This window comes from Hansschlegelia quercus, from assembly GCF_004310425.1.
Classification (GTDB): Bacteria; Pseudomonadota; Alphaproteobacteria; order Rhizobiales; family Methylopilaceae; genus Methylopila; species Methylopila quercus.
Genome location: NZ_SIUB01000004.1, coordinates 98,297 through 115,931 on the forward strand (window position 1 = coordinate 98,297; position 17,635 = coordinate 115,931).

Genomic DNA, 17,635 nt, shown 5'->3' on the forward strand with positions numbered 1-17,635 from the left:
GGGCACTGTTTGTCCTCTCCGGAATGTGAGCAGCGCTGAAACTAGAGAGTTGGAGGTTAGGCATGTCGCCTCCGCCAGTCCCTCAGTTCACCCGTTGCTCTTCCACCACCGTCGTGTCCGTGATCGCGCTTTCCTCGTAGAGCCACCGCGCGAGCACGCCCGCGATGATCGCGCTGAGGATCGGGGCGAGTCAGAAAAGCCAGAGCTGGCCAAAATGGCCGGCGTCCGCGAACAGCGCCGGGCCGGTCGAGCGGGCGGGGTTCACCGAGGTGTCGGCGCCGGGGATGGCAGTCAGGTGGATCAGCGTCAGCGCGAGGCCGATCGGGATGCCGGCGAAGCCGATCGCGGCGCTCGCATAATCCGGCGGCCAAACTATATCTTGGGCCATGCCGAAACAGACCCGCCAATCCGGCTTCGCCGAAGCCCCGCAAGCCGCGTTCACCGTCGACGTCGCGGACGTCACGCCCGACGAGGCGCTGCTGCGCGCGCTCGGCCGCGGGGGCGAGGCGGCGGAGGAGGCGCGGCGCGAGATCGCCGACCGCGCGACGGCCGAGGCCGCGAGCGTGGGGCCGGAGGCGGAGATCGTGGCGCCGGCCTCTCCCCCCTCCCGCAAGGCGCGAGCGGCTGCGGCTCCTGCCAAGCGCAAGAAGCGCGACCCGATCGCCGGGACGCCCGATCCGCAAAAGGCGCCGCGCGGCTTCGGCGCCGTGCCGGAGACCGATGTCGGCCTGCTGCCAGCGGATTTCGACGCGGGGGCTTCCGTCTCGGCGACCGTCGCCGCGCTCGAGGACCTGATCCAGCACGGGCGGAAGGAGCTGCAGGGCAAGCCGTGGGTGCCCCACCGCCCGGAGCGGCCGCAGAAGCTGGAGAGCGGCCAGAAATTCACGCTGGCGAGCCCGTTCGAGCCCAAGGGCGACCAGCCGACCGCGATCGCCGAGCTGGTCGACGGCATCCGCCGGCAGGAGCGCGACCAGGTGCTGCTCGGCGTCACCGGCTCCGGCAAAACCTTCACGATGGCGAAGATCATCGAGGAGACCGGCCGCCCGGCGCTGATCCTCGCGCCGAACAAGACGCTGGCGGCGCAGCTCTATGGCGAGTTCAAGTCGTTCTTCCCCGAGAACGCGGTGGAATACTTCGTCTCCTATTACGACTACTACCAGCCCGAGGCCTACGTGCCGCGGTCGGACACCTATATCGAGAAGGAAAGCTCGATCAACGAGCAGATCGACCGCATGCGCCACTCGGCCACGCGCTCGCTGCTGGAGCGCGACGACGTCATCATCGTCGCCTCCGTGTCGTGCATCTACGGCATCGGCTCGGTCGAGACCTACACCTCGATGACCTTCGTGCTGAAGGTCGGCGAGACGGTGAGCCAGCGCCAGCTGATGGCCGACCTCGTGGCGCTGCAATACAAGCGCGCCGACATCAACTTCATCCGCGGAACCTTCCGGGTGCGCGGCGACACCATCGAAGTGTTCCCCGCGCATTACGAGGATCGCGCCTGGCGCGTCGGCCTGTTCGGCGACGAGATCGAGAGCATCCAGGAGTTTGACCCGCTCACCGGCGCGAAGATCCAGGATCTTTCGGCGGTGAAGGTCTACGCCAACTCGCATTACGTGACCCCGCGCCCGACGCTGAACCAGGCGATCAAGGGCATCAAGGATGAGCTGAAAGCGCGCCTGACGGAGCTCACCAAGATGGGCCGGCTGCTGGAGGCCCAGCGGCTGGAGCAGCGCACCACCTTCGACATCGAGATGATGGAGGCGACCGGCAGCTGCGCCGGCATCGAGAACTATTCGCGCTGGCTGACCGGCCGCAAACCGGGCGAGCCGCCGCCCACTTTGTTCGAATATCTGCCGGACAACGCGCTGGTGTTCACCGACGAGAGCCACGTCACCATTCCGCAGATCGGCGGCATGTATCGCGGCGACTTCCGGCGGAAGGCGACGCTCGCGGAATACGGATTCCGGCTGCCGTCCTGCATGGACAACCGGCCCATGCGCTTCGAGGAATGGGACGCGATGCGGCCGCAGACCGTGCACGTCTCCGCGACGCCCGGTCCGTGGGAGATGGAGGCGACCGGCGGCGTGTTCGCCGAGCAGGTCATCCGCCCGACCGGCCTCGTCGACCCCTTGATCGACATCCGCCCCGCCCGCTCCCAGGTCGACGACCTCCTGGGCGAAGTGAAGGAGGTCGCGGCCAAGGGGTTCCGCTCGCTCATCACCGTGCTGACCAAGCGCATGGCGGAGGATCTGACGGAGTATCTCCACGAGCACGGCGTGCGCGTGCGCTACATGCATTCCGACATCGACACGCTGGAGCGCATCGAGATCATCCGCGACCTGCGCCTCGGCGCCTTCGACGCGCTGGTCGGCATCAACCTCTTGCGCGAGGGCCTGGACATCCCGGAATGCGCGCTGGTCGCCATTTTGGACGCCGACAAGGAAGGCTTCCTGCGCTCCGAAACCTCGCTGGTGCAGACCATCGGCCGCGCCGCCCGCAACGTCGACGGCCGGGTGATCCTCTACGCCGACAATGAGACCGGCTCGATGAAGCGCGCCATGGCCGAGACCGAGCGCCGCCGCGAGAAGCAGCTCGCCTACAATGCCGAGCACGGCATCACGCCTGAGACCATCAAGCGCGACATCTCCGACGTCATGAACTCGATGTACGAGCGCGACCGCGTCACCGTCGACAAGGGCTTTTCCGAGGACGTCCCGCAGATCGGGCACAACCTCAAGGCCACGATCGCCGACCTCGAGGCCCGCATGCGCAAGGCCGCGGGCGACCTGGAGTTCGAGACCGCGGGCCGCCTGCGCGACGAGATCCGCCGTCTTCAGGCGACCGAGCTTGCAATCTCCGACGACCCGCTCGCCCGCCAGCAGGACATCGACCGCCAGACCGGCGGCTACGCCGGCGAGCGCAAATACGGCCGCAGCGCCAACACCCCGCCCCGCCGCGCGGGACCGGCGAAGCCGTCGCTCGACGACATGGGACCGGGAACGGACCGCGCGACGCCGCTACAGCCCGTGATGTCGCTGCCGGCGAAGCCCGACAACATGACGACGAACTACCGAGCGGGCGGACGGAGGAGCGGACCCAAGCGGCGGTAGAGCGACGGCGGCGCGATCCGCCGGCGCCCGCTCAATCCGGGTGCAGCGCCATGGGCTCGGCGTGCTTCACCATCTGGCCGTGCTCGGCCTTGATGAAGTCCTGGACGAGGTCGACCGCGCTCGCGGCGGTCATGCGCGTGGGGTCGAATTTCGGCGCGGGGCCGTAGCTCAGATAGAGCTTGTCGAGTTCGGGCGAGCGGCCGGCGTAGCCGACCGTCCATGTCAGGAAGGCCCGCCGGGGAATCGCGCCGGCGGCGAGGATCACCATCAAGGAGTGGCGCTCGTCCTGGGAGATCTTCCACATCTGCTCTGAAATGGCGACCTTGTCGCCCTCCATGACCTGAAGGAAGAAGCGCTCGTTGAACAGCAGAGCGCCGGTCAGCCCCGAGATGGCTTCAAGACGCGCGCAGTTGTCGAGGACGTCGCGGACGAAATCGCGCATCGAGGACGACGTGAGCTTCGTCTCGTTGCTCGAATAGAAGACGATCCGATGCAGAGGCATTGTGATGTCCAACGACGTCGCGTCTTCTCAGTTGGCGCGGCGACCCCTTAACAAAAGGCGTTGCGCGCGCTTGCGACCATCGTCGGCGCCATACGCGACGACCCCCTTTCGCTGTCTTTAATTGGAACAATGACGAAGCGGGCCTGTTCTTCTCGAAGAGCGGCGCACGCCGCCGTTTCGCACATCATGGAGACGCGAATGCCCTCGACCAGCCAGCCGCCGAAGCCTGCGACGATCGCCGATCTGAAGATCCAGCGCGGCGAAGGCGGCGAGACGCATCAGATCGCGGAAGGCGACACGCCCGTCCTCACCACTGCGCAGGGCACGCCGGTCGCGGACGATCAGAACTCCCTGAAGGCCGGCCTGCGCGGCCCGACGCTGATCGAGGACTCCCACTTCCGCGAGAAGATCTTCCACTTCGACCACGAGCGCATTCCGGAGCGCGTGGTTCACGCCCGCGGTTATGGCGCGCATGGCTTCTTCGAGCCCTACGAGTCGCTCTCCGACATCACGGCGGCTGATCTCTTCCAGCGCGCCGGCGAGAAGACCGAGGTCTTCGTCCGGTTCTCGACCGTCGCCGGCAACAAGGGCTCGGCCGATCTCGCGCGCGACGTGCGCGGCTTCGCCGTCAAGTTCTACACCAAAGAGGGCAACTGGGACCTCGTCGGCAACAACATCCCGGTGTTCTTCATCCAGGACGCCATCAAGTTCCCCGACCTGATCCACGCCGCCAAGCAGGAACCCGACCGCGGCTTTCCGCAGGCGCAGACGGCGCACGACAATTTCTGGGACTTCATCTCGTTGAGCCCGGAATCCATCAACATGGCGCTGTGGATCATGTCCGACCGGACAATCCCGCGGTCCTTCCGTTTCATGGAAGGGTTCGGCGTCCACACCTTCCGCTTCGTCAACGCGGAGGGCAAAGCGACCTTCGTGAAGTTCCACTGGAAGCCGAAGCTCGGCCTGCAGTCGGTCGTGTGGAACGAGGCCGTGAAGACCAACGGCGCGGATCCCGACTTCCACCGCCGCGATCTGTGGGACGCCATCGGCTCCGGAGACTTCCCGGAATGGGAGCTCGGCCTCCAGCTCTTCGACGAGGATTTCGCCGATCAGTTCCCGTTCGACGTGCTCGACGCGACCAAGATCATCCCCGAAGAGATGGTCCCCGTCCGCAAGGTCGGGCGGCTGGTGCTCGACCGCGTCGTCGACAACTTCTTCGCCGAGACGGAGCAGGTCGCGTTCATGACGCAGAACGTCGTGCCCGGGATCGACTTCACCAATGACCCGCTGCTGCAGGGCCGCAACTTCTCCTATCTGGACACGCAGCTGAAGCGTCTCGGCGGCCCGAACTTCACGCATATCCCCGTGAATGCGCCGCGTTGCCCCTTCGCTCATTTCCAGCAGGACGGCCACATGGCTATGCACAATCCCAAGGGGCGGGTGAACTACGAGCCGAACTCCTTTGGACTCGGGCCGCGCGAAGATCCGAAGCGCGGCTTCAAGACCTACCCGGAAGAGGTCTCCGGCACGAAGCGGCGCGCCCGTGCGGAGCTGTTCGCCGATCACTACAGTCAGGCTCGGCAGTTCTATCTGAGCCAGACCGAGCCGGAGCAGACGCATATCAAGGACGCTTTCGTTTTCGAGCTTTCCAAGGTCGAGACGCCCGAGATACGCGCGCGCATGGTCGCGCATCTGCTGACGGTCGATCAGGCGCTCGGCGAGAAGGTGGCGGACGGACTGGGCCTGCCTTCTGTTCCCAAGCCGGCGACGCCGGCGCGGCCGATAATCGCCGACCTTCCGCCTTCGCCGGCGCTCAGCATCATCAAGAACGGTCCGAAGTCATTCGAAGGCCGCAAGCTCGGCGTCCTCGTCACGGATGGCACGAGCGCCAAGCTGCTGAAGGCGCTGGCCAAGGCCGTGGAGGCGGAGGGCGCGATGGTGGAGCTGGTCGCCCCTAAGGTCGGCGGCGTAAAGCTCGACGACGGAACGATCATCCCCGCCAAGCAGAAGATCAATGGCGGCCCGTCGGTGCTCTATGACGCCGTCGCGCTGCTTCCTTCCGAAGACGGCTGCGCATTGCTCATGAAAGAAGCGACGGCGCGAGACTTCGTCGCCGACGCTTTCGCCCACGCGAAGTTCATCGCCTTCGCGCCATCCGCAAAGCCGCTCCTCGACAAGGCCGGCGCGCAACTGGACGGCGGGATGTTCGAAATCGGCGCTTCTGGCGACGTGAAGAGCTTCCTGTCAGCGCTCGGCGAGCTGCGGTTCTGGGAGCGCGAGAAGGCCGTTCACGCGGTCTAAGGCCGTCGGCCCCAGCGGCGGCTCATGAAGCCGCCGCTGGTCGCGTCGCAGGCGCGCCCGTCATTCCATCAAAAAACCCGCGGGATTGCATCCCGCGGGTTTTTGCTTTTGCAAGCGGCTCGGCGACGGTTGGCCGAGCGGAAAAGTCAGCGCGTCTTCAGCAGCTTCCGCCGGCGCCGGGGGTCTTGCCGTCCGCGCATTTAGCGCCGGTCGCTGCGCCAGTTTCCGTCGGGCCGCCGCTGCTCGCGCGCGCGGCCGTGCCGGTGCCGTAGCTGGATTCCGCGTCCTTCGAGGGCGTTATGGAATCGGCGCTGTCGCTGCGGGCCGGCGTGCCCGTGCCGTAGCTGCCGGTAGCCGGACTGGCCTTCATGCTCTCTTGAGCGTTCGCGAACCCGAGGCTCCCGGCAAGCGAGAGAGCGGCGATGGTTGCGACGGCGATCTTGCGCATGCTCACGTCTCCTTTGATCTTTTGTCGCGATGTCAACGACTTGAGCGACGGAAGCGTTCCCCCGACTGACCGAAGGCTCTCAGGCTCTTGCGGTTTGGCCTTGCCTCGGCGCTGATATCCGCCGGGGACCGGGGGGACATCCATGCTAAGATCGTTCGTCATCGCTGCGCTGGCGCTGGCGCCGCTTGCGGCCCTCGCCGAGCCGCCGCTGACGCTCACCTGCGACGGCCCGATCGGCCGCGACGCGATCGAGGCCTCGCTGATCGAGACTTTCGGCAAGGCGAACGTGCGGACCGAGACGATCGACGGCGCCGAAGGCGAGCAGTTGCAGGCGACCGTGCTGTTCCCGGACGACCCGGCGCGGCGGATTCAGATCCTGTGGAGCGACGAGGCCGCCAGGAAGCGGCCAAGCGAAGTGAGGCTGACGGACGAGGCCAAGGGCAGCTTCGCCGGCCTCTCCGTCGGGCTCGACCTGACCGCGGTGGAGAAGCTCAACGGCCGCCCCTTCGTGATGAACGGCTTCGGCTGGGATCTCGGCGGCAACGTCGTCGACTGGAAGGGCGGCGCGCTCTCCAAGGTTCCGGGCGATTGCGGCCCGTCCGTCCAGTTCAATTACGCCGAGGGCGCGCCCGAAAAGGCGCTTGACAAGGTCTCGGGCGACAAGCGCGTGTCGTCAGCCGATAAGGCGCTGCGCGTGGTGAAGCCGACGGTGAGCTCTGTGTCGATCGGCTGGGGCGCGGACTAGCGCGCCTCCTTCACAAGGGTCACGCCGTCGATCTCGGTGAGCTGGCGGGCGATTTCATCGACGCTCGTCTGCGACAGCCGCACGAAAGAGATGCTGACCTCGTCGCAGCCCGCGCGCTCCGCCGGACGCGACACGAACTGGCGCACGCGCGACGCGCGCGGTCCCGCGATGTCGCGCAGCTTGTCGATCGTCAGCGCGCCGCTCGGCGCAAGAAACTCGAGCTGCCGGGCGTGCAGCCGGTCCTGGTAGCTGCGCGCGATCGGCTTCACGCCGGCGAGGATCGCCAGGATGATCAGCGTCGCCGCGGCGCCCGGAACGTAGAGCCCGCCGCCGATCGCGAGGCCGACCGCCGCAACGCTCCAGAGGCTCGCCGCGGTCGTCAGGCCGCGCACGACCTCGCCGCGCATGAGAATGGTGCCCGCGCCGAGGAAGCTCACGCCGGACACGACCTGAGCCGCGACGCGCGAGGGATCGAGCACCACGCCTTCGACGCCGACCGTGTCGCCGAAGCCGTGGATCGAGACGATCATGGCGAGGCAGGCGCCGAGACAGACCAGCATGTGGGTGCGCAGGCCCGCCGCCCACAGCAGCCGCTCGCGCTCGACGCCGACGACCCCGCCGGCCGCCGCGGCGGCGACGAGCCGCACGACGAGTTCGAGATTGGTCATCCTCTCCCCCTCCGAACCTCAGCCAGTCAGGTTCCTCCTCGACGCGCTACGGATCAAGAGACGCGTCATCGCGCTGGATCGACGGCAGCAATGCGTGCATGAGGGGCTGCGAAGGCTTCCGGACCTGGGACATGATCCGCGTCACCGACACGATCGCGATCGATGAGGACGAGATCGAGCTCGCTTTCGTGCGGGCGTCCGGGCCGGGCGGGCAGAACGTCAACAAGGTCTCGACGGCGGTGCAGTTGCGCTTCGACGCAAGGCGTTCGCAGTCGTTGCCAAACGACGTCGCGATCCGGCTGATGCGGCTCGCCGGCGCTAGGCTCACCAAGGACGGCGTGATCGTGCTGACCGCGCAGAGCCGCCGGACGCAGGGGGACAATCGCGAGGAGGCGATCGAGCGGCTGGTGGCCATGATCGCAGAGGCTGCCGAACGGCCGAGGCCGCGCCGCCCTACGCGTCCGACGCTCGCGTCCAAGGGGCGGAGGCTCGATGGCAAGCATCGGCGCGGAGCGACCAAGGCGCTGAGGGGCCCCGTCGGCGGCGACTGACGGAGCCTTGTGCGACCGAACCGCCACGCAAATGCGCCATTCGATCGCTCAATAAACTCAAACCGTTGCATTTTGAGGCCGCAGGCACTATGTGCAGCCCCTATCCAACATCCAAATTTCGAGGCCACTGACTGCATGAAGGAAGATACCTTCCAAACCCGCCGCGATTCCGCTCGTGACGCCAAGCAGAAGCTGCTTGAGAGGTTCAAGACCGCGGCGAATGATCCGGCTGCTGAACAGAAGCGCGCTGAGCGCCAGGCGATTGCCGAGGCCCGTGAGGCGCGGCTCGCCGCAAAGGCCGCCGAGGCCGCCCGCGTAGCCGCCGAGAAGGAAGCGGAAATCGCCCGCATCAAGGCTGAGGAAGAGGCTGCCCGCGCTCAGGCCGAGGCCGAGCGTCTCGCCGCCCGACCGAAGGTCATCAACGCCGCGAAGTATGCCTTGGCCGCCCGCGTGATCGCGGACATGAAGCCACGTGGCGGCGATCGCGACCAGACGCGCAAGAGCGCCTGACGCTTCTTCGCAGCGCTAGAATTAGAAAGCCCCGCCAGCCGACAGCTTGCGGGGCTTTTCTTTGGCCACGTGGCCTCATTGGGCCGACATGACTGCGCGCCCGTCATATCGGCCGCGACCGCCGGCCTGCGGACCAAACAAAAGCCCGCCGGACGGCCGGCGGGCTTCGATCATCATACGGCCAGATGCGGCTTTCAGGCGGCCTGACGGTTCACGCCGCCTTCGGCGAGCGCCGTAAGCTTGCGATCGGCCGCCTTTTCCTCGCTGAGCGTCTTTTCAAGCACCGACGCGCAGTCCGCGCGGCCGAGCTGCTTCGCCCAGGCGATCAGCGTGCCGTAGCGCGTCATTTCGTAATGCTCGACCGCCTGCGATGCGGCGATGATCGCGGCGTCCAGCACCTGCTTGTCCGAGACCTCGCCGGAGACCTCGTTGGCCTCTTCGATGATGCCGTTGATCGCCGGACACTTCGTGGTCTTGATCTCGGCGCCGTGCATCTCGAACACTTGCTCGAGGCGGCGTACGTGCTCCTCGGTTTCGGTCAAGTGGCTCTGCAGCCCCTGCTTCAGCTCCGGCGCAGTCGCCTTGTCGATCATCTTCGGCAGCGCGGAGAGGATCTGCTTCTCGGCGTAATAAATGTCCTGCAGCTGATGCACGAACAGATCGTCGAGCGTTTTGATATCCTTGGAGAACAGGCCCATGACTGGAATCCTCTCTTTGTGATTGACGTCCTTAACACCCCGACATCTGTCAATGTGAGGCTCCTGCACTGACAACAACTGCCGGCGGCGATCGGTTCCGATCGTGTCGGTCTTCAAGGGCTGGATGGCCTTCGCCTAACCCCCGTCGCAATGGTCCGAGATGAAGGGGGCGCAGGGACGCGTCGGCGCGCCGCCCCTGGCCCTCAAGCGCAAGCGCGACCGGAGACCATGGCTATGCGGCTTATCATCGGCATCGCGGCGACAGGCGCCCTCGCCTCGTGCCTGCTCGCGCCGGCTTTCGCTTCCGCGCAGGAGCCGGCCGCGAGGCCATCTGTCACTGTCTCCGGAGAGGGCACGGCGTCGGCCGCGCCTGACCGCGCTTTGCTCACGTCAGGCGTGGTGACGCGGGCGCCGTCGGCCGCCGCCGCCCTCAAGGCCAACGCCGCGGCGATGACCAAGACGCTCGCCGCGATCAAACAGGCCGGGATCGAGGATCGCGACGTCGGAACGTCCGGCCTCTCGGTTCAGCCGCAATACGATTATGGCGACGGCCAAGGCGGCCAGCGGACGCCGAAGCTCGTCGGCTACGAGGTGAGAAACACGGTCTCGATCCGCGCGCGCAACGTGGCGGGCGTCGGCGATCTCGTCGACGCGGTGGTGAACGCCGGCTCGAACCAGATCGACGGTCTGGTCTTCGACGTCGCGGACGCCGACGCGAAGCTCGACGAGGCGCGCCGCGCCGCCATGGCGGACGCCCGCCGCAAGGCCGAGCTTTATGCCGCGGGAGCGGGCGCGAAGCTGGGCGCGCCGCTGATGATCGAGGAACAGGGAGGCGCGCCGGAGCCGGTTCGTCCCATGACGATGCGCGCCAAGGCGCTGGACGTCCCCGCCCCCGCCACTCCGATCGCGCAGGGCGAGCAGGAGCTGACGGTGCGCGTCACCGTGAAATGGGAGTTGGCGCCCTGAGGCGTCAGCCCGGGCGGCCGTATGGCCGCGAACGGCCTACTTCTCGAAGGCGCTGACGATCGTAAGCTCGACCGTGTCGGAGACGACCGGGACAAACGCGCCGAGGCCAAAATCGCTGCGCCTGATCGTGGTGGTGGCGGAGAACCCGATGGTCTCCGCCTTCGTCATCGGGTTCACTCCTGCGCCGTGGAACGACGCGGTCAGGATCACCGGCTTCGTCACCCCGTGGAGCGTGAGGTCGCCCTCAATCGTCGCCTTCTCGCCGGCCGGGACCACGGTGCGCGATTTGAAGGTCGCTTCAGGGAATTTCGCGGCATCCAGCAGCTCGGCGGTGGCGAGATGGGCCGCGAACTTCTCGGACGTGACCCTCAGGCCCTTCATCGGGAAGATCACCTCCAGCTCCGCCTTCGCGGGCTCCTTCGGATCGATCGTGAGTGATCCCGAGGGTTGGCCGAACAGGCCGAACAAAGTGGAGAAGCCCATGTGGTCGACGGACCAGGCGACCTGGGTATGGTTCGGGTCGACCTTGTACGTGCCAGCCTTCACGCGGCTGACATCAGCCTTGCCGGGAATTTCCTGAGCGAGCGCGGGCCCCGCTGCGAGGCTGAGCGCGAGAGCGATGGCCGAGGCGAGCTTCTTCATCGGGGGCGTCCTTCGGAAAGCGAGGACTCTATCTGACCGCGCGCAGCGTAGAAAGGAAGCCGCGCCGCTTCACGAGCCCGCGTGCGCCTACGCCCGCTCAGCGCGCCTCGCGGCGGCTATGGCGCGCCATTCAAATCTTGCGCGCGTAATTGGTCCTGACGTGCCTGTTGACGTAGGTCGCGAGGCCCTCGCCCGCCTGTGCGAGCCGGCGCATCGTCGCCGTCCTGGAACCAGAGATCGATGAAGCCGGCGCCGAGCGTGTAAGCGAGCACGCCGGACCGGCCGTTGCGGTCGGCGTAGGGGATGCGGCGTGGCGCCGACTTGCGCCCGGCCATCGGAGCTCTCCGCAGCCGGGCGACCGCTCAGTTGTCGAGGAAACTCCGTAGCTTCCGAGACCGGCTCGGGTGCTTCAGCTTGCGAAGCGCCTTGGCTTCGATCTGGCGAATGCGCTCGCGCGTCACCGAGAACTGCTGGCCGACCTCTTCGAGGGTGTGGTCGGTGTTCATGCCGATGCCGAAGCGCATGCGCAGCACGCGCTCCTCGCGGGGCGTGAGCGAGGCCAGCACGCGCGTCGTCGTCTCGCGCAGATTCGACTGGATCGCGGCGTCGATTGGCAGGATCGCGTTCTTGTCCTCGATGAAGTCGCCGAGATGGCTGTCCTCCTCGTCGCCGATCGGCGTCTCGAGCGAGATCGGCTCCTTGGCGATCTTGAGGACCTTGCGGACCTTTTCGAGCGGCATGGCGAGCTTTTCGGCGAGCTCTTCCGGGGTCGGCTCGCGGCCGATCTCGTGCAGCATCTGGCGCGAGGTGCGGACGATCTTGTTGATCGTCTCGATCATGTGGACCGGGATGCGGATCGTTCTTGCTTGATCCGCAATGCTGCGGGTGATCGCCTGCCGGATCCACCACGTCGCGTAGGTCGAGAACTTATAGCCGCGGCGGTACTCGAACTTGTCCACCGCCTTCATCAGGCCGATGTTGCCCTCCTGGATCAGGTCCAGGAACTGCAGGCCGCGGTTGGTGTATTTCTTGGCGATCGAGATCACGAGGCGCAGATTCGCCTCGACCATCTCCTTCTTCGCCTGCCGGGCCTCGCGCTCGCCCTTCTGCACCATCTGGACGATGCGGCGGAACTCCTGGATCTCGAGGCCGGTCTCAGTCGCGAGATTGTGGATGTCGCCGCGGATGTCCTTCACGAGGTCCTTTTCGGCCGCGACGAAGCCCTTCCAGCCCTTGGCGCCCAGTCCCGCGACGCGGCGAATCCAGTTCGGATCGAGCTCGTAGCCCTGGTACTGCTTGAGGAAGTCGATGCGATCGACGCCGAACGACTCCGCGAGCCGCATCAGCCGGCCTTCGAGCGCGACCAGCCGCTTGTTGATGTCGTAAAGCTGCTCCACCAGCGCGTCGATGCGGTGCTGGTTGAGCGACAGCGACTTCACGTTGACGACGATGTCGTCCTTCAGCTTCTTGTACTTGCGGTCCTGGGCCGGGGAGAGCGTCTTGTTCTGCAGACGGTTCTCGACGTTCTGGTCCTGCAGGCGGCGCAGCTTCTTATAGTCGTCGGCGATTGCGTCAAAGGTCTCGACGACCTTCGGCTTCAGCTCGGTCTCCATGGCGGAAAGCGAGACATTGTTCTCCATGTCGTCGTCTTCGAGGTCGCCCTCGGGCGGCGTTTCGGCTTCAGCCTCCTCGGCCTCGGCTTCCGGCTGCGGCTGGGTCGCGTCGGGCTTGGCGTCGGGTCCGGCGTAGGTCGCCTCGAGATCGATGATCTCGCGGAGCAGGATCTTCCCCTCGTTCAGCTCGTCGCGCCAGATGATGATGGCCTGGAAGGTCAGCGGGCTTTCGCAGAGGCCCGCGATCATCGCCTCGCGGCCGGCCTCGATGCGCTTGGCGATCGCGATCTCGCCTTCGCGCGACAGCAGCTCGACCGAGCCCATCTCGCGCAGATACATGCGGACGGGATCGTCGGTGCGGTCGGTGGGCTCGGCCTTCTGGGTGACTGTGACGGCGCCCGGGCGCGGGGCCTCGACCAGGTCGCCGCCGGCCGGCTCGTCGTCGTCTTCGTCTTTGCCCTCGGCGCGCTCGTCGGCCTCCTCGGAATCGATGACGTTGATGCCCATCTCGTTGAGCATCGCGTGCACGTCTTCGATCTGGTCCGAGGTGTTCTGGTCCGAGGGCAGAACCTCGTTCAGCTCATCATTGGTCACATAGCCGCGCTTCTTCGCGGCCTTGATCATGCGCCGAATGGCCTGATCGTTGAGGTCGAGCAGCGGGCCGGCTTCGGTCTCCGGAGCCGCGGTCTCGCCCTCGTCTTTCGCCTGTACTTTGGTCGCCATCGCCGTCCATTCTCCACGGCGGCCTCAAGGGCCGGCCGCGTTCACGCTCTCGCTTCTCGCCGTCTCATTTCACTGAAAGGACGGCGAATCAACGCCTACACTTAACGCTAGGCGCCTTAACGCCTAGATTAACCCTGTCGACGGGACCGCCTTTTCGGCGAGATCACCGCGTCACATCGGCCGAACGACACGTCCGGAGGCCCCGCCGAAGCCCTCGATCGAGGCCTCGGCGCCTTCCGCCGTCGCTAGCTGCCGTTGTATCTCGACGATCCGACGAAAATTGTCGTCGGTGAAATCCCGCCCGAATTCCATCTCCGCCTCGCGGAGTTCCCTATGTAGCGCCCGCACCTTGATATGCAAGGCGCTGACGTGCCGCCACGCGAGCGCGGCGTCGGCAAGATCGGCCTCCGGCGCCGCCCACCATTCGCTCGGCGGCAGGGCCGCGCGCGCGCGCTCCGCCAGGGGTCCGCAGACGCCGTGATCAAGCTCCGCGCGCATCGCATCCCGGTCATGCGCGCCATGGGCGTAGGCGTCCAGCATGGCGCGCCGCAGGCGATCGAGGTCGCGGCTCGAAAATTCGAGCTCGGCAAAGGCTTCCGCGAGCTCGTCCAGCAAACTCGGGTGGTTGGCGATGACCATGACGAGCGCGACCTCGCGCGCGGCGAACCGGCCGGAGGCGGGGCCCGCGGCCGCGGCGGCGGAGAGCGTCGGCGCGGTGACCTGCGGCGCGCCGCGCCAACCGCCGCGGGCGCCGCCGCCCCGCTGCTGCGGTCGCCCCCCTGGCCCCCGCGCGCCATAAGCCCGCCGGGCCTGGCTGGCCGGCCGGCCGAACTGGGCGAGGCGGGCGTCGATCGCCGTGCGGTAATGCCGCTTCACCGTCTCGTCGCGGATCGCATTCAGCGCCTCGCGCAGCCGCGTCTCGAAAGCCGCGGCGCGTTCCGGCGTGTCGGTCGGCCCGGCGTCGAGCTCGCGCGCCCACAACATGTCGACGAGCGGGGCGGCGGCGCCGAGGATCGCCTCCATCGCCGCCCGGCCCTCGGAGCGCACGAGGTCGTCCGGGTCCTGCCCCTCGGGCAGAAAGGCGAAGCGCAGCGACCGGCCGGGCGCGAGCAGCGGCAGCGCAGTCTCGATCGCGCGGAAGCCCGCCCGCCGTCCGGCCTTGTCGCCGTCGAAGCACAGGATCGGCTCCGGCGTCATGCGCCAGAGCATCTCCATCTGCTCCGGCGTCAGAGCCGTTCCGAGCGGAGCGACGACATGGCCGATGCCGGCGGCCGCAAGCGCGATGACGTCGATATAGCCCTCGACCGCCACCACCGTGCCGGCCTGCTGGGCGGCGGCCTTGGCGCGGTGGTGGTTGTAGAGCGTCCCGCCCTTGTGGAAGAGCGGCGTCTCCGGCGAGTTCAGGTACTTCGCGGGGATGTCCGCGGACATCGCCCGGCCGCCGAAGGCGATAACCCGGCCGCGTGAATCCTCGATCGGGAACATGATGCGGTCGCGGAAGCGGTCGAACGGCTCAGGCACGTCGTCGCCGGAGACCAGCAGGCCCGCCTCGACCATGTCGGCGACGGAGATCCCGCGCCCCTTCAGGTGGCTTCTCAGCGCCGAGCGGTCGTTCGGCGCGTAGCCCATGCGGAATGCGGCCTGCGTCTGCGGCGAGAGGGCCCGGCCCGCGAGATAGCCGCGGGCAGCGGCCCCCGCCCTGCCCTGCAGCTCGCCTTCATAGAAGCGCGCCGCCATGTCCATGATCTCGACAAGACCCGCGCGCCGCTCCTGCCGCTCGGCCTCCTCGGGCGTGTCCTTGGGCAGCGCGACGCCAGCCATCTCGGCGACCTGCGCCACGGCGTCGGGGAAGGTCAGGCCCTCGACCTCCATCAGGAACTTGAAGACGTCGCCGTGCTTGCCGGACGAGAAGCAGTGATAGAAGCCCTTCTGGTCGTTCACGAAGAAGGACGGCGTTTTCTCGGCGTTGAAAGGCGACAGCCCCGCGTATTCGCGCCCCTGCCGCTTCAGCTTGACGCGACGGCCCACGACTTCCGACACGGGAAGCCGCTGGCGCAGGTCGTCGAGGAAGGAGGGCGTGAACCGCATCGCGCGCAAGTATATAGGAGCAAGCGAGTCGCGGGGGCCGGCGCCCGCTATCCACAGGGGCGGCCCGCTTACCGCAGCGCGGCGAGGCCGGCGCGAACCCGATCCGGCGCATCCGGTTCAAGAAGCCGCTCGATCTCGCGATGGGTCCGCTCCCAGATCGGCGTCGCCGCCTGCAGCGTCGAAAGACCCGCCTCCGTCAGCCGCAGCAGGCGGCCGCGACGATCCTTCGGGTCGACTTGCGTGGCGACGAGGCCCTTCCGCTCCAGCGGCTTCAGGTTCGCGGTCAGCGTTGTGCGGTCCATCGCGAGCAGCGCGGCGACCGAGCCGATCGCCGGCGGGACCGGCCGGTTGAGCGAGGTGAGCAGCGAGAACTGCCCGCTGGTGATTCCCGCGGGTCGCAACGCCTCGTCGAACCGCCGCGACAAGGCGCGCGCCGCTCGTTGGGCGGAGAGGCACAGGCAATGGTCGCGGATGAACAGCGTGGTCTCGAACGACGCCGACAGCGCGGTCGGTTCCGCCGCCTCGTCCTGAGCTTCTGAGCCGACTGTTCTGGTCACGCTTCGTCATCGCCGATTTGACGACGGCAATATAGGTTGATATCAACATAAAGACAAGGAGAGCGAGAAGCCCCCATGCCCGTCAACCCGAGCGCGCCGATCGAGATCACCGCCTTCGACTGGGTCCCGGACTTCGCCAAGGGGCTCGTGCGCGACATCCGTGCGCGCTGGGCGCTGGAGGAGGCCGGATTGCCTTACGCCGAGCGTCTGTTCGACGCGCGACGGCGACGGCCGGCGGAGTACTTCTCGGAGCAGCCTTTCGGGCAGGTTCCGGCCTTCCGCGACGGCGACGTCAGCATGTTCGAATCCGGCGCCATCGTCCTCCACGTTGCGGAGGGTAGCGCGGCGCTGATGCCGCAAGACGCCGACGGACGAGCGCGGGCGCTGTGCTGGCTGTTCGCGGCGCTGAACAACGTCGAGCCGTTGGTGATGGAGCTTGCGACGGTCGACGTCTTCGCGCGAGGCGAGGACTGGGCGACGCTTCGCCGCCCCTCGCTGGTCGCCGCGATCGAGGCCAAGCTCGGCTGCGTCTCGGACGCGCTCGGGCCGAAGGCGCATCTCGCGGGACGCTTCACCGTCGCCGACATCGTCATGACGACCGTGCTGCGCGGCCTCCGGCACACCGACCTCGTGAGCCGGATCGACAATCTGGCGGCCTATGTCGCGCGCTGCGAAGCGCGCCCTGCCTTCCAGCGCGCCCTCGCCGACCAGCTCGCGGCGTTCGAGCCGCAGCCTTCCGTCCAATAGTTGAGAAGAAGCGCCATGGCTTATTTCGACGGATTCGTCCTCGCGGTCCCCGCCGCCAACAAGGACGCCTATCTCGCCCTCGCCGAGAAAGTCGCGCCGGCGTTCATGGAGTTCGGCGCGACGCGACTGGTCGAGGCCTGGGGCGAGCACGTGCCGGACGGCGTCCTCACCGACTTCAAGCGCGCGGTGAAGGCGACCGAGGACGAGGCGGTCGTGTTGTCGTGGATCGAATACCCGGACAGAGCGACGCGCGACGCCGCGCACGAGAAGATGAAAGAGATGGGTATGGGTGAAGACGACATGCCTTTCGACGGCAAGCGCATGATCTTCGGAGGTTTCGCGCCGATCGTGGACCAAGGCGCTCGCGGTCGGGTCGCTTATATCGACGGCATGCTGACGCCGGTCCGCACGGCCGAGCGCGACGATTACCGCGCCGCCTGCGAGAGAGTGGTCGGCGCGCTTCTGGAGCACGGCGCGGCGCGCGTGGTCCATGGCTGGGGAGACGACACGCCCGACGGCAAGGTCACCGACTACAAGCGCGCGGTCATGGCCGAGGATGACGAGACCGTCGTCTACGCCTGGATCGAGTGGCCGTCGTCCGAGACGCGCGAAGCCGCCTGGAAGACCGTGATGACGGACCCGCGCATGCAGAACCTGCCCTTTGACGCCAAGCGGGCGGTGTTCGGCGGGTTCGCGCCGATCCTCGACGCCTGACGACAGCCGGCCGCAGCCTTCGATCGCTTCATTGACACGAAGGTCCTGC

The 17,635-nt window shown here is 67.2% G+C and carries 17 protein-coding genes and 1 pseudogene; 8 read left to right on the forward strand and 10 right to left on the reverse strand.

Going from position 1 to position 17,635, the window contains the following annotated elements; genetic code table 11:
* Positions 1-82: 82 nt before the first annotated feature.
* Positions 83-349, reverse strand: a pseudogene (locus tag EYR15_RS17075) (aquaporin); the annotation flags it as partial.
* Positions 350-659: 310 nt separating this feature from the next.
* Here EYR15_RS17075 and uvrB point away from each other — a divergent pair.
* Complete coding sequence (gene uvrB / locus EYR15_RS09900) at positions 660-3,113, forward strand: excinuclease ABC subunit UvrB (RefSeq protein ID WP_428977143.1); 2,454 nt, start codon at positions 660-662, stop codon at positions 3,111-3,113.
* Between the two features lie 31 nt (positions 3,114-3,144).
* Here uvrB and EYR15_RS09905 read toward each other — a convergent pair whose 3' ends face one another.
* Positions 3,145-3,615: a BLUF domain-containing protein gene (locus EYR15_RS09905; RefSeq protein ID WP_131003384.1), complete on the reverse strand. Its 471-nt coding sequence runs from the start codon at positions 3,613-3,615 to the stop codon at positions 3,145-3,147.
* A 198-nt stretch (positions 3,616-3,813) separates the two neighbouring features.
* On the opposite strand from EYR15_RS09905, the gene katE reads away from it, so the two are divergent.
* On the forward strand, positions 3,814-5,916 hold the full coding sequence (katE, locus tag EYR15_RS09910; protein ID WP_245498241.1) for a catalase: 2,103 nt from the start codon (positions 3,814-3,816) through the stop codon (positions 5,914-5,916).
* A gap of 157 nt (positions 5,917-6,073) precedes the next feature.
* Here the strand turns inward: katE and EYR15_RS09915 are convergent, their stop codons facing one another.
* Positions 6,074-6,364 (reverse strand): hypothetical protein, encoded by a 291-nt coding sequence (locus EYR15_RS09915; protein WP_131003386.1) that lies wholly within the window; start codon positions 6,362-6,364, stop codon positions 6,074-6,076.
* Positions 6,365-6,506: 142 nt separating this feature from the next.
* On the opposite strand from EYR15_RS09915, the gene EYR15_RS09920 reads away from it, so the two are divergent.
* On the forward strand, positions 6,507-7,109 hold the full coding sequence (locus EYR15_RS09920; RefSeq protein ID WP_131003387.1) for a hypothetical protein: 603 nt from the start codon (positions 6,507-6,509) through the stop codon (positions 7,107-7,109).
* Here the strand turns inward: EYR15_RS09920 and EYR15_RS09925 are convergent.
* The gene (locus EYR15_RS09925; protein ID WP_131003388.1) at positions 7,106-7,777 is read right to left on the reverse strand and encodes an MgtC/SapB family protein; all 672 of its coding nucleotides are present in this window, start codon (positions 7,775-7,777) and stop codon (positions 7,106-7,108) included. The genes EYR15_RS09920 and EYR15_RS09925 overlap by 4 nt on opposite strands.
* A 131-nt stretch (positions 7,778-7,908) precedes the next feature.
* Between EYR15_RS09925 and arfB the strand changes: the two genes are divergently transcribed.
* Both arfB and EYR15_RS09935 read left to right on the forward strand, forming a co-directional pair.
* Positions 7,909-8,328: an alternative ribosome rescue aminoacyl-tRNA hydrolase ArfB gene (gene arfB, locus EYR15_RS09930; RefSeq protein WP_131003389.1), complete on the forward strand. Its 420-nt coding sequence runs from the start codon at positions 7,909-7,911 to the stop codon at positions 8,326-8,328.
* 135 nt (positions 8,329-8,463) lie between these two features.
* On the forward strand, positions 8,464-8,838 hold the full coding sequence (locus EYR15_RS09935; RefSeq protein ID WP_205741609.1) for a DUF6481 family protein: 375 nt from the start codon (positions 8,464-8,466) through the stop codon (positions 8,836-8,838).
* A gap of 194 nt (positions 8,839-9,032) precedes the next feature.
* Here the strand turns inward: EYR15_RS09935 and EYR15_RS09940 are convergent, their stop codons facing one another.
* A complete protein-coding gene (locus EYR15_RS09940) occupies positions 9,033-9,536 on the reverse strand; it encodes a YciE/YciF ferroxidase family protein (protein WP_131003390.1) in 504 nt (167 codons plus the stop codon).
* A gap of 228 nt (positions 9,537-9,764) precedes the next feature.
* On the opposite strand from EYR15_RS09940, the gene EYR15_RS09945 reads away from it, so the two are divergent.
* Entirely contained in the window at positions 9,765-10,502 is a 738-nt protein-coding gene (locus EYR15_RS09945; RefSeq protein WP_245498242.1) for an SIMPL domain-containing protein, read from the forward strand.
* A gap of 36 nt (positions 10,503-10,538) precedes the next feature.
* Here the strand turns inward: EYR15_RS09945 and EYR15_RS09950 are convergent, their stop codons facing one another.
* From EYR15_RS09950 to EYR15_RS09970, 5 genes are all read right to left on the reverse strand, one after another.
* Positions 10,539-11,144, reverse strand: a complete 606-nt coding sequence (locus tag EYR15_RS09950) for a YceI family protein (RefSeq protein WP_131003392.1) — start codon at positions 11,142-11,144, stop codon at positions 10,539-10,541.
* A 116-nt stretch (positions 11,145-11,260) separates the two neighbouring features.
* Positions 11,261-11,479: a hypothetical protein gene (locus EYR15_RS09955; RefSeq protein WP_205741610.1), complete on the reverse strand. Its 219-nt coding sequence runs from the start codon at positions 11,477-11,479 to the stop codon at positions 11,261-11,263.
* Between the two features lie 27 nt (positions 11,480-11,506).
* A complete protein-coding gene (gene rpoD, locus EYR15_RS09960) occupies positions 11,507-13,480 on the reverse strand; it encodes an RNA polymerase sigma factor RpoD (RefSeq protein ID WP_131003393.1) in 1,974 nt (657 codons plus the stop codon).
* Between the two features lie 171 nt (positions 13,481-13,651).
* A complete protein-coding gene (gene dnaG, locus EYR15_RS09965; RefSeq protein ID WP_131003394.1) occupies positions 13,652-15,568 on the reverse strand; it encodes a DNA primase in 1,917 nt (638 codons plus the stop codon).
* Between the two features lie 68 nt (positions 15,569-15,636).
* On the reverse strand, positions 15,637-16,071 hold the full coding sequence (locus tag EYR15_RS09970; protein ID WP_205741622.1) for a MarR family winged helix-turn-helix transcriptional regulator: 435 nt from the start codon (positions 16,069-16,071) through the stop codon (positions 15,637-15,639).
* A 129-nt stretch (positions 16,072-16,200) separates the two neighbouring features.
* On the opposite strand from EYR15_RS09970, the gene EYR15_RS09975 reads away from it, so the two are divergent.
* Together EYR15_RS09975 and EYR15_RS09980 are read left to right on the forward strand one after the other, a co-directional pair.
* Positions 16,201-16,872, forward strand: a complete 672-nt coding sequence (locus tag EYR15_RS09975; protein ID WP_131003396.1) for a glutathione S-transferase family protein — start codon at positions 16,201-16,203, stop codon at positions 16,870-16,872.
* A gap of 15 nt (positions 16,873-16,887) precedes the next feature.
* Positions 16,888-17,586: a DUF1428 domain-containing protein gene (locus EYR15_RS09980; protein ID WP_131003397.1), complete on the forward strand. Its 699-nt coding sequence runs from the start codon at positions 16,888-16,890 to the stop codon at positions 17,584-17,586.
* The last annotated feature ends 49 nt before the right edge of the window (positions 17,587-17,635 follow it).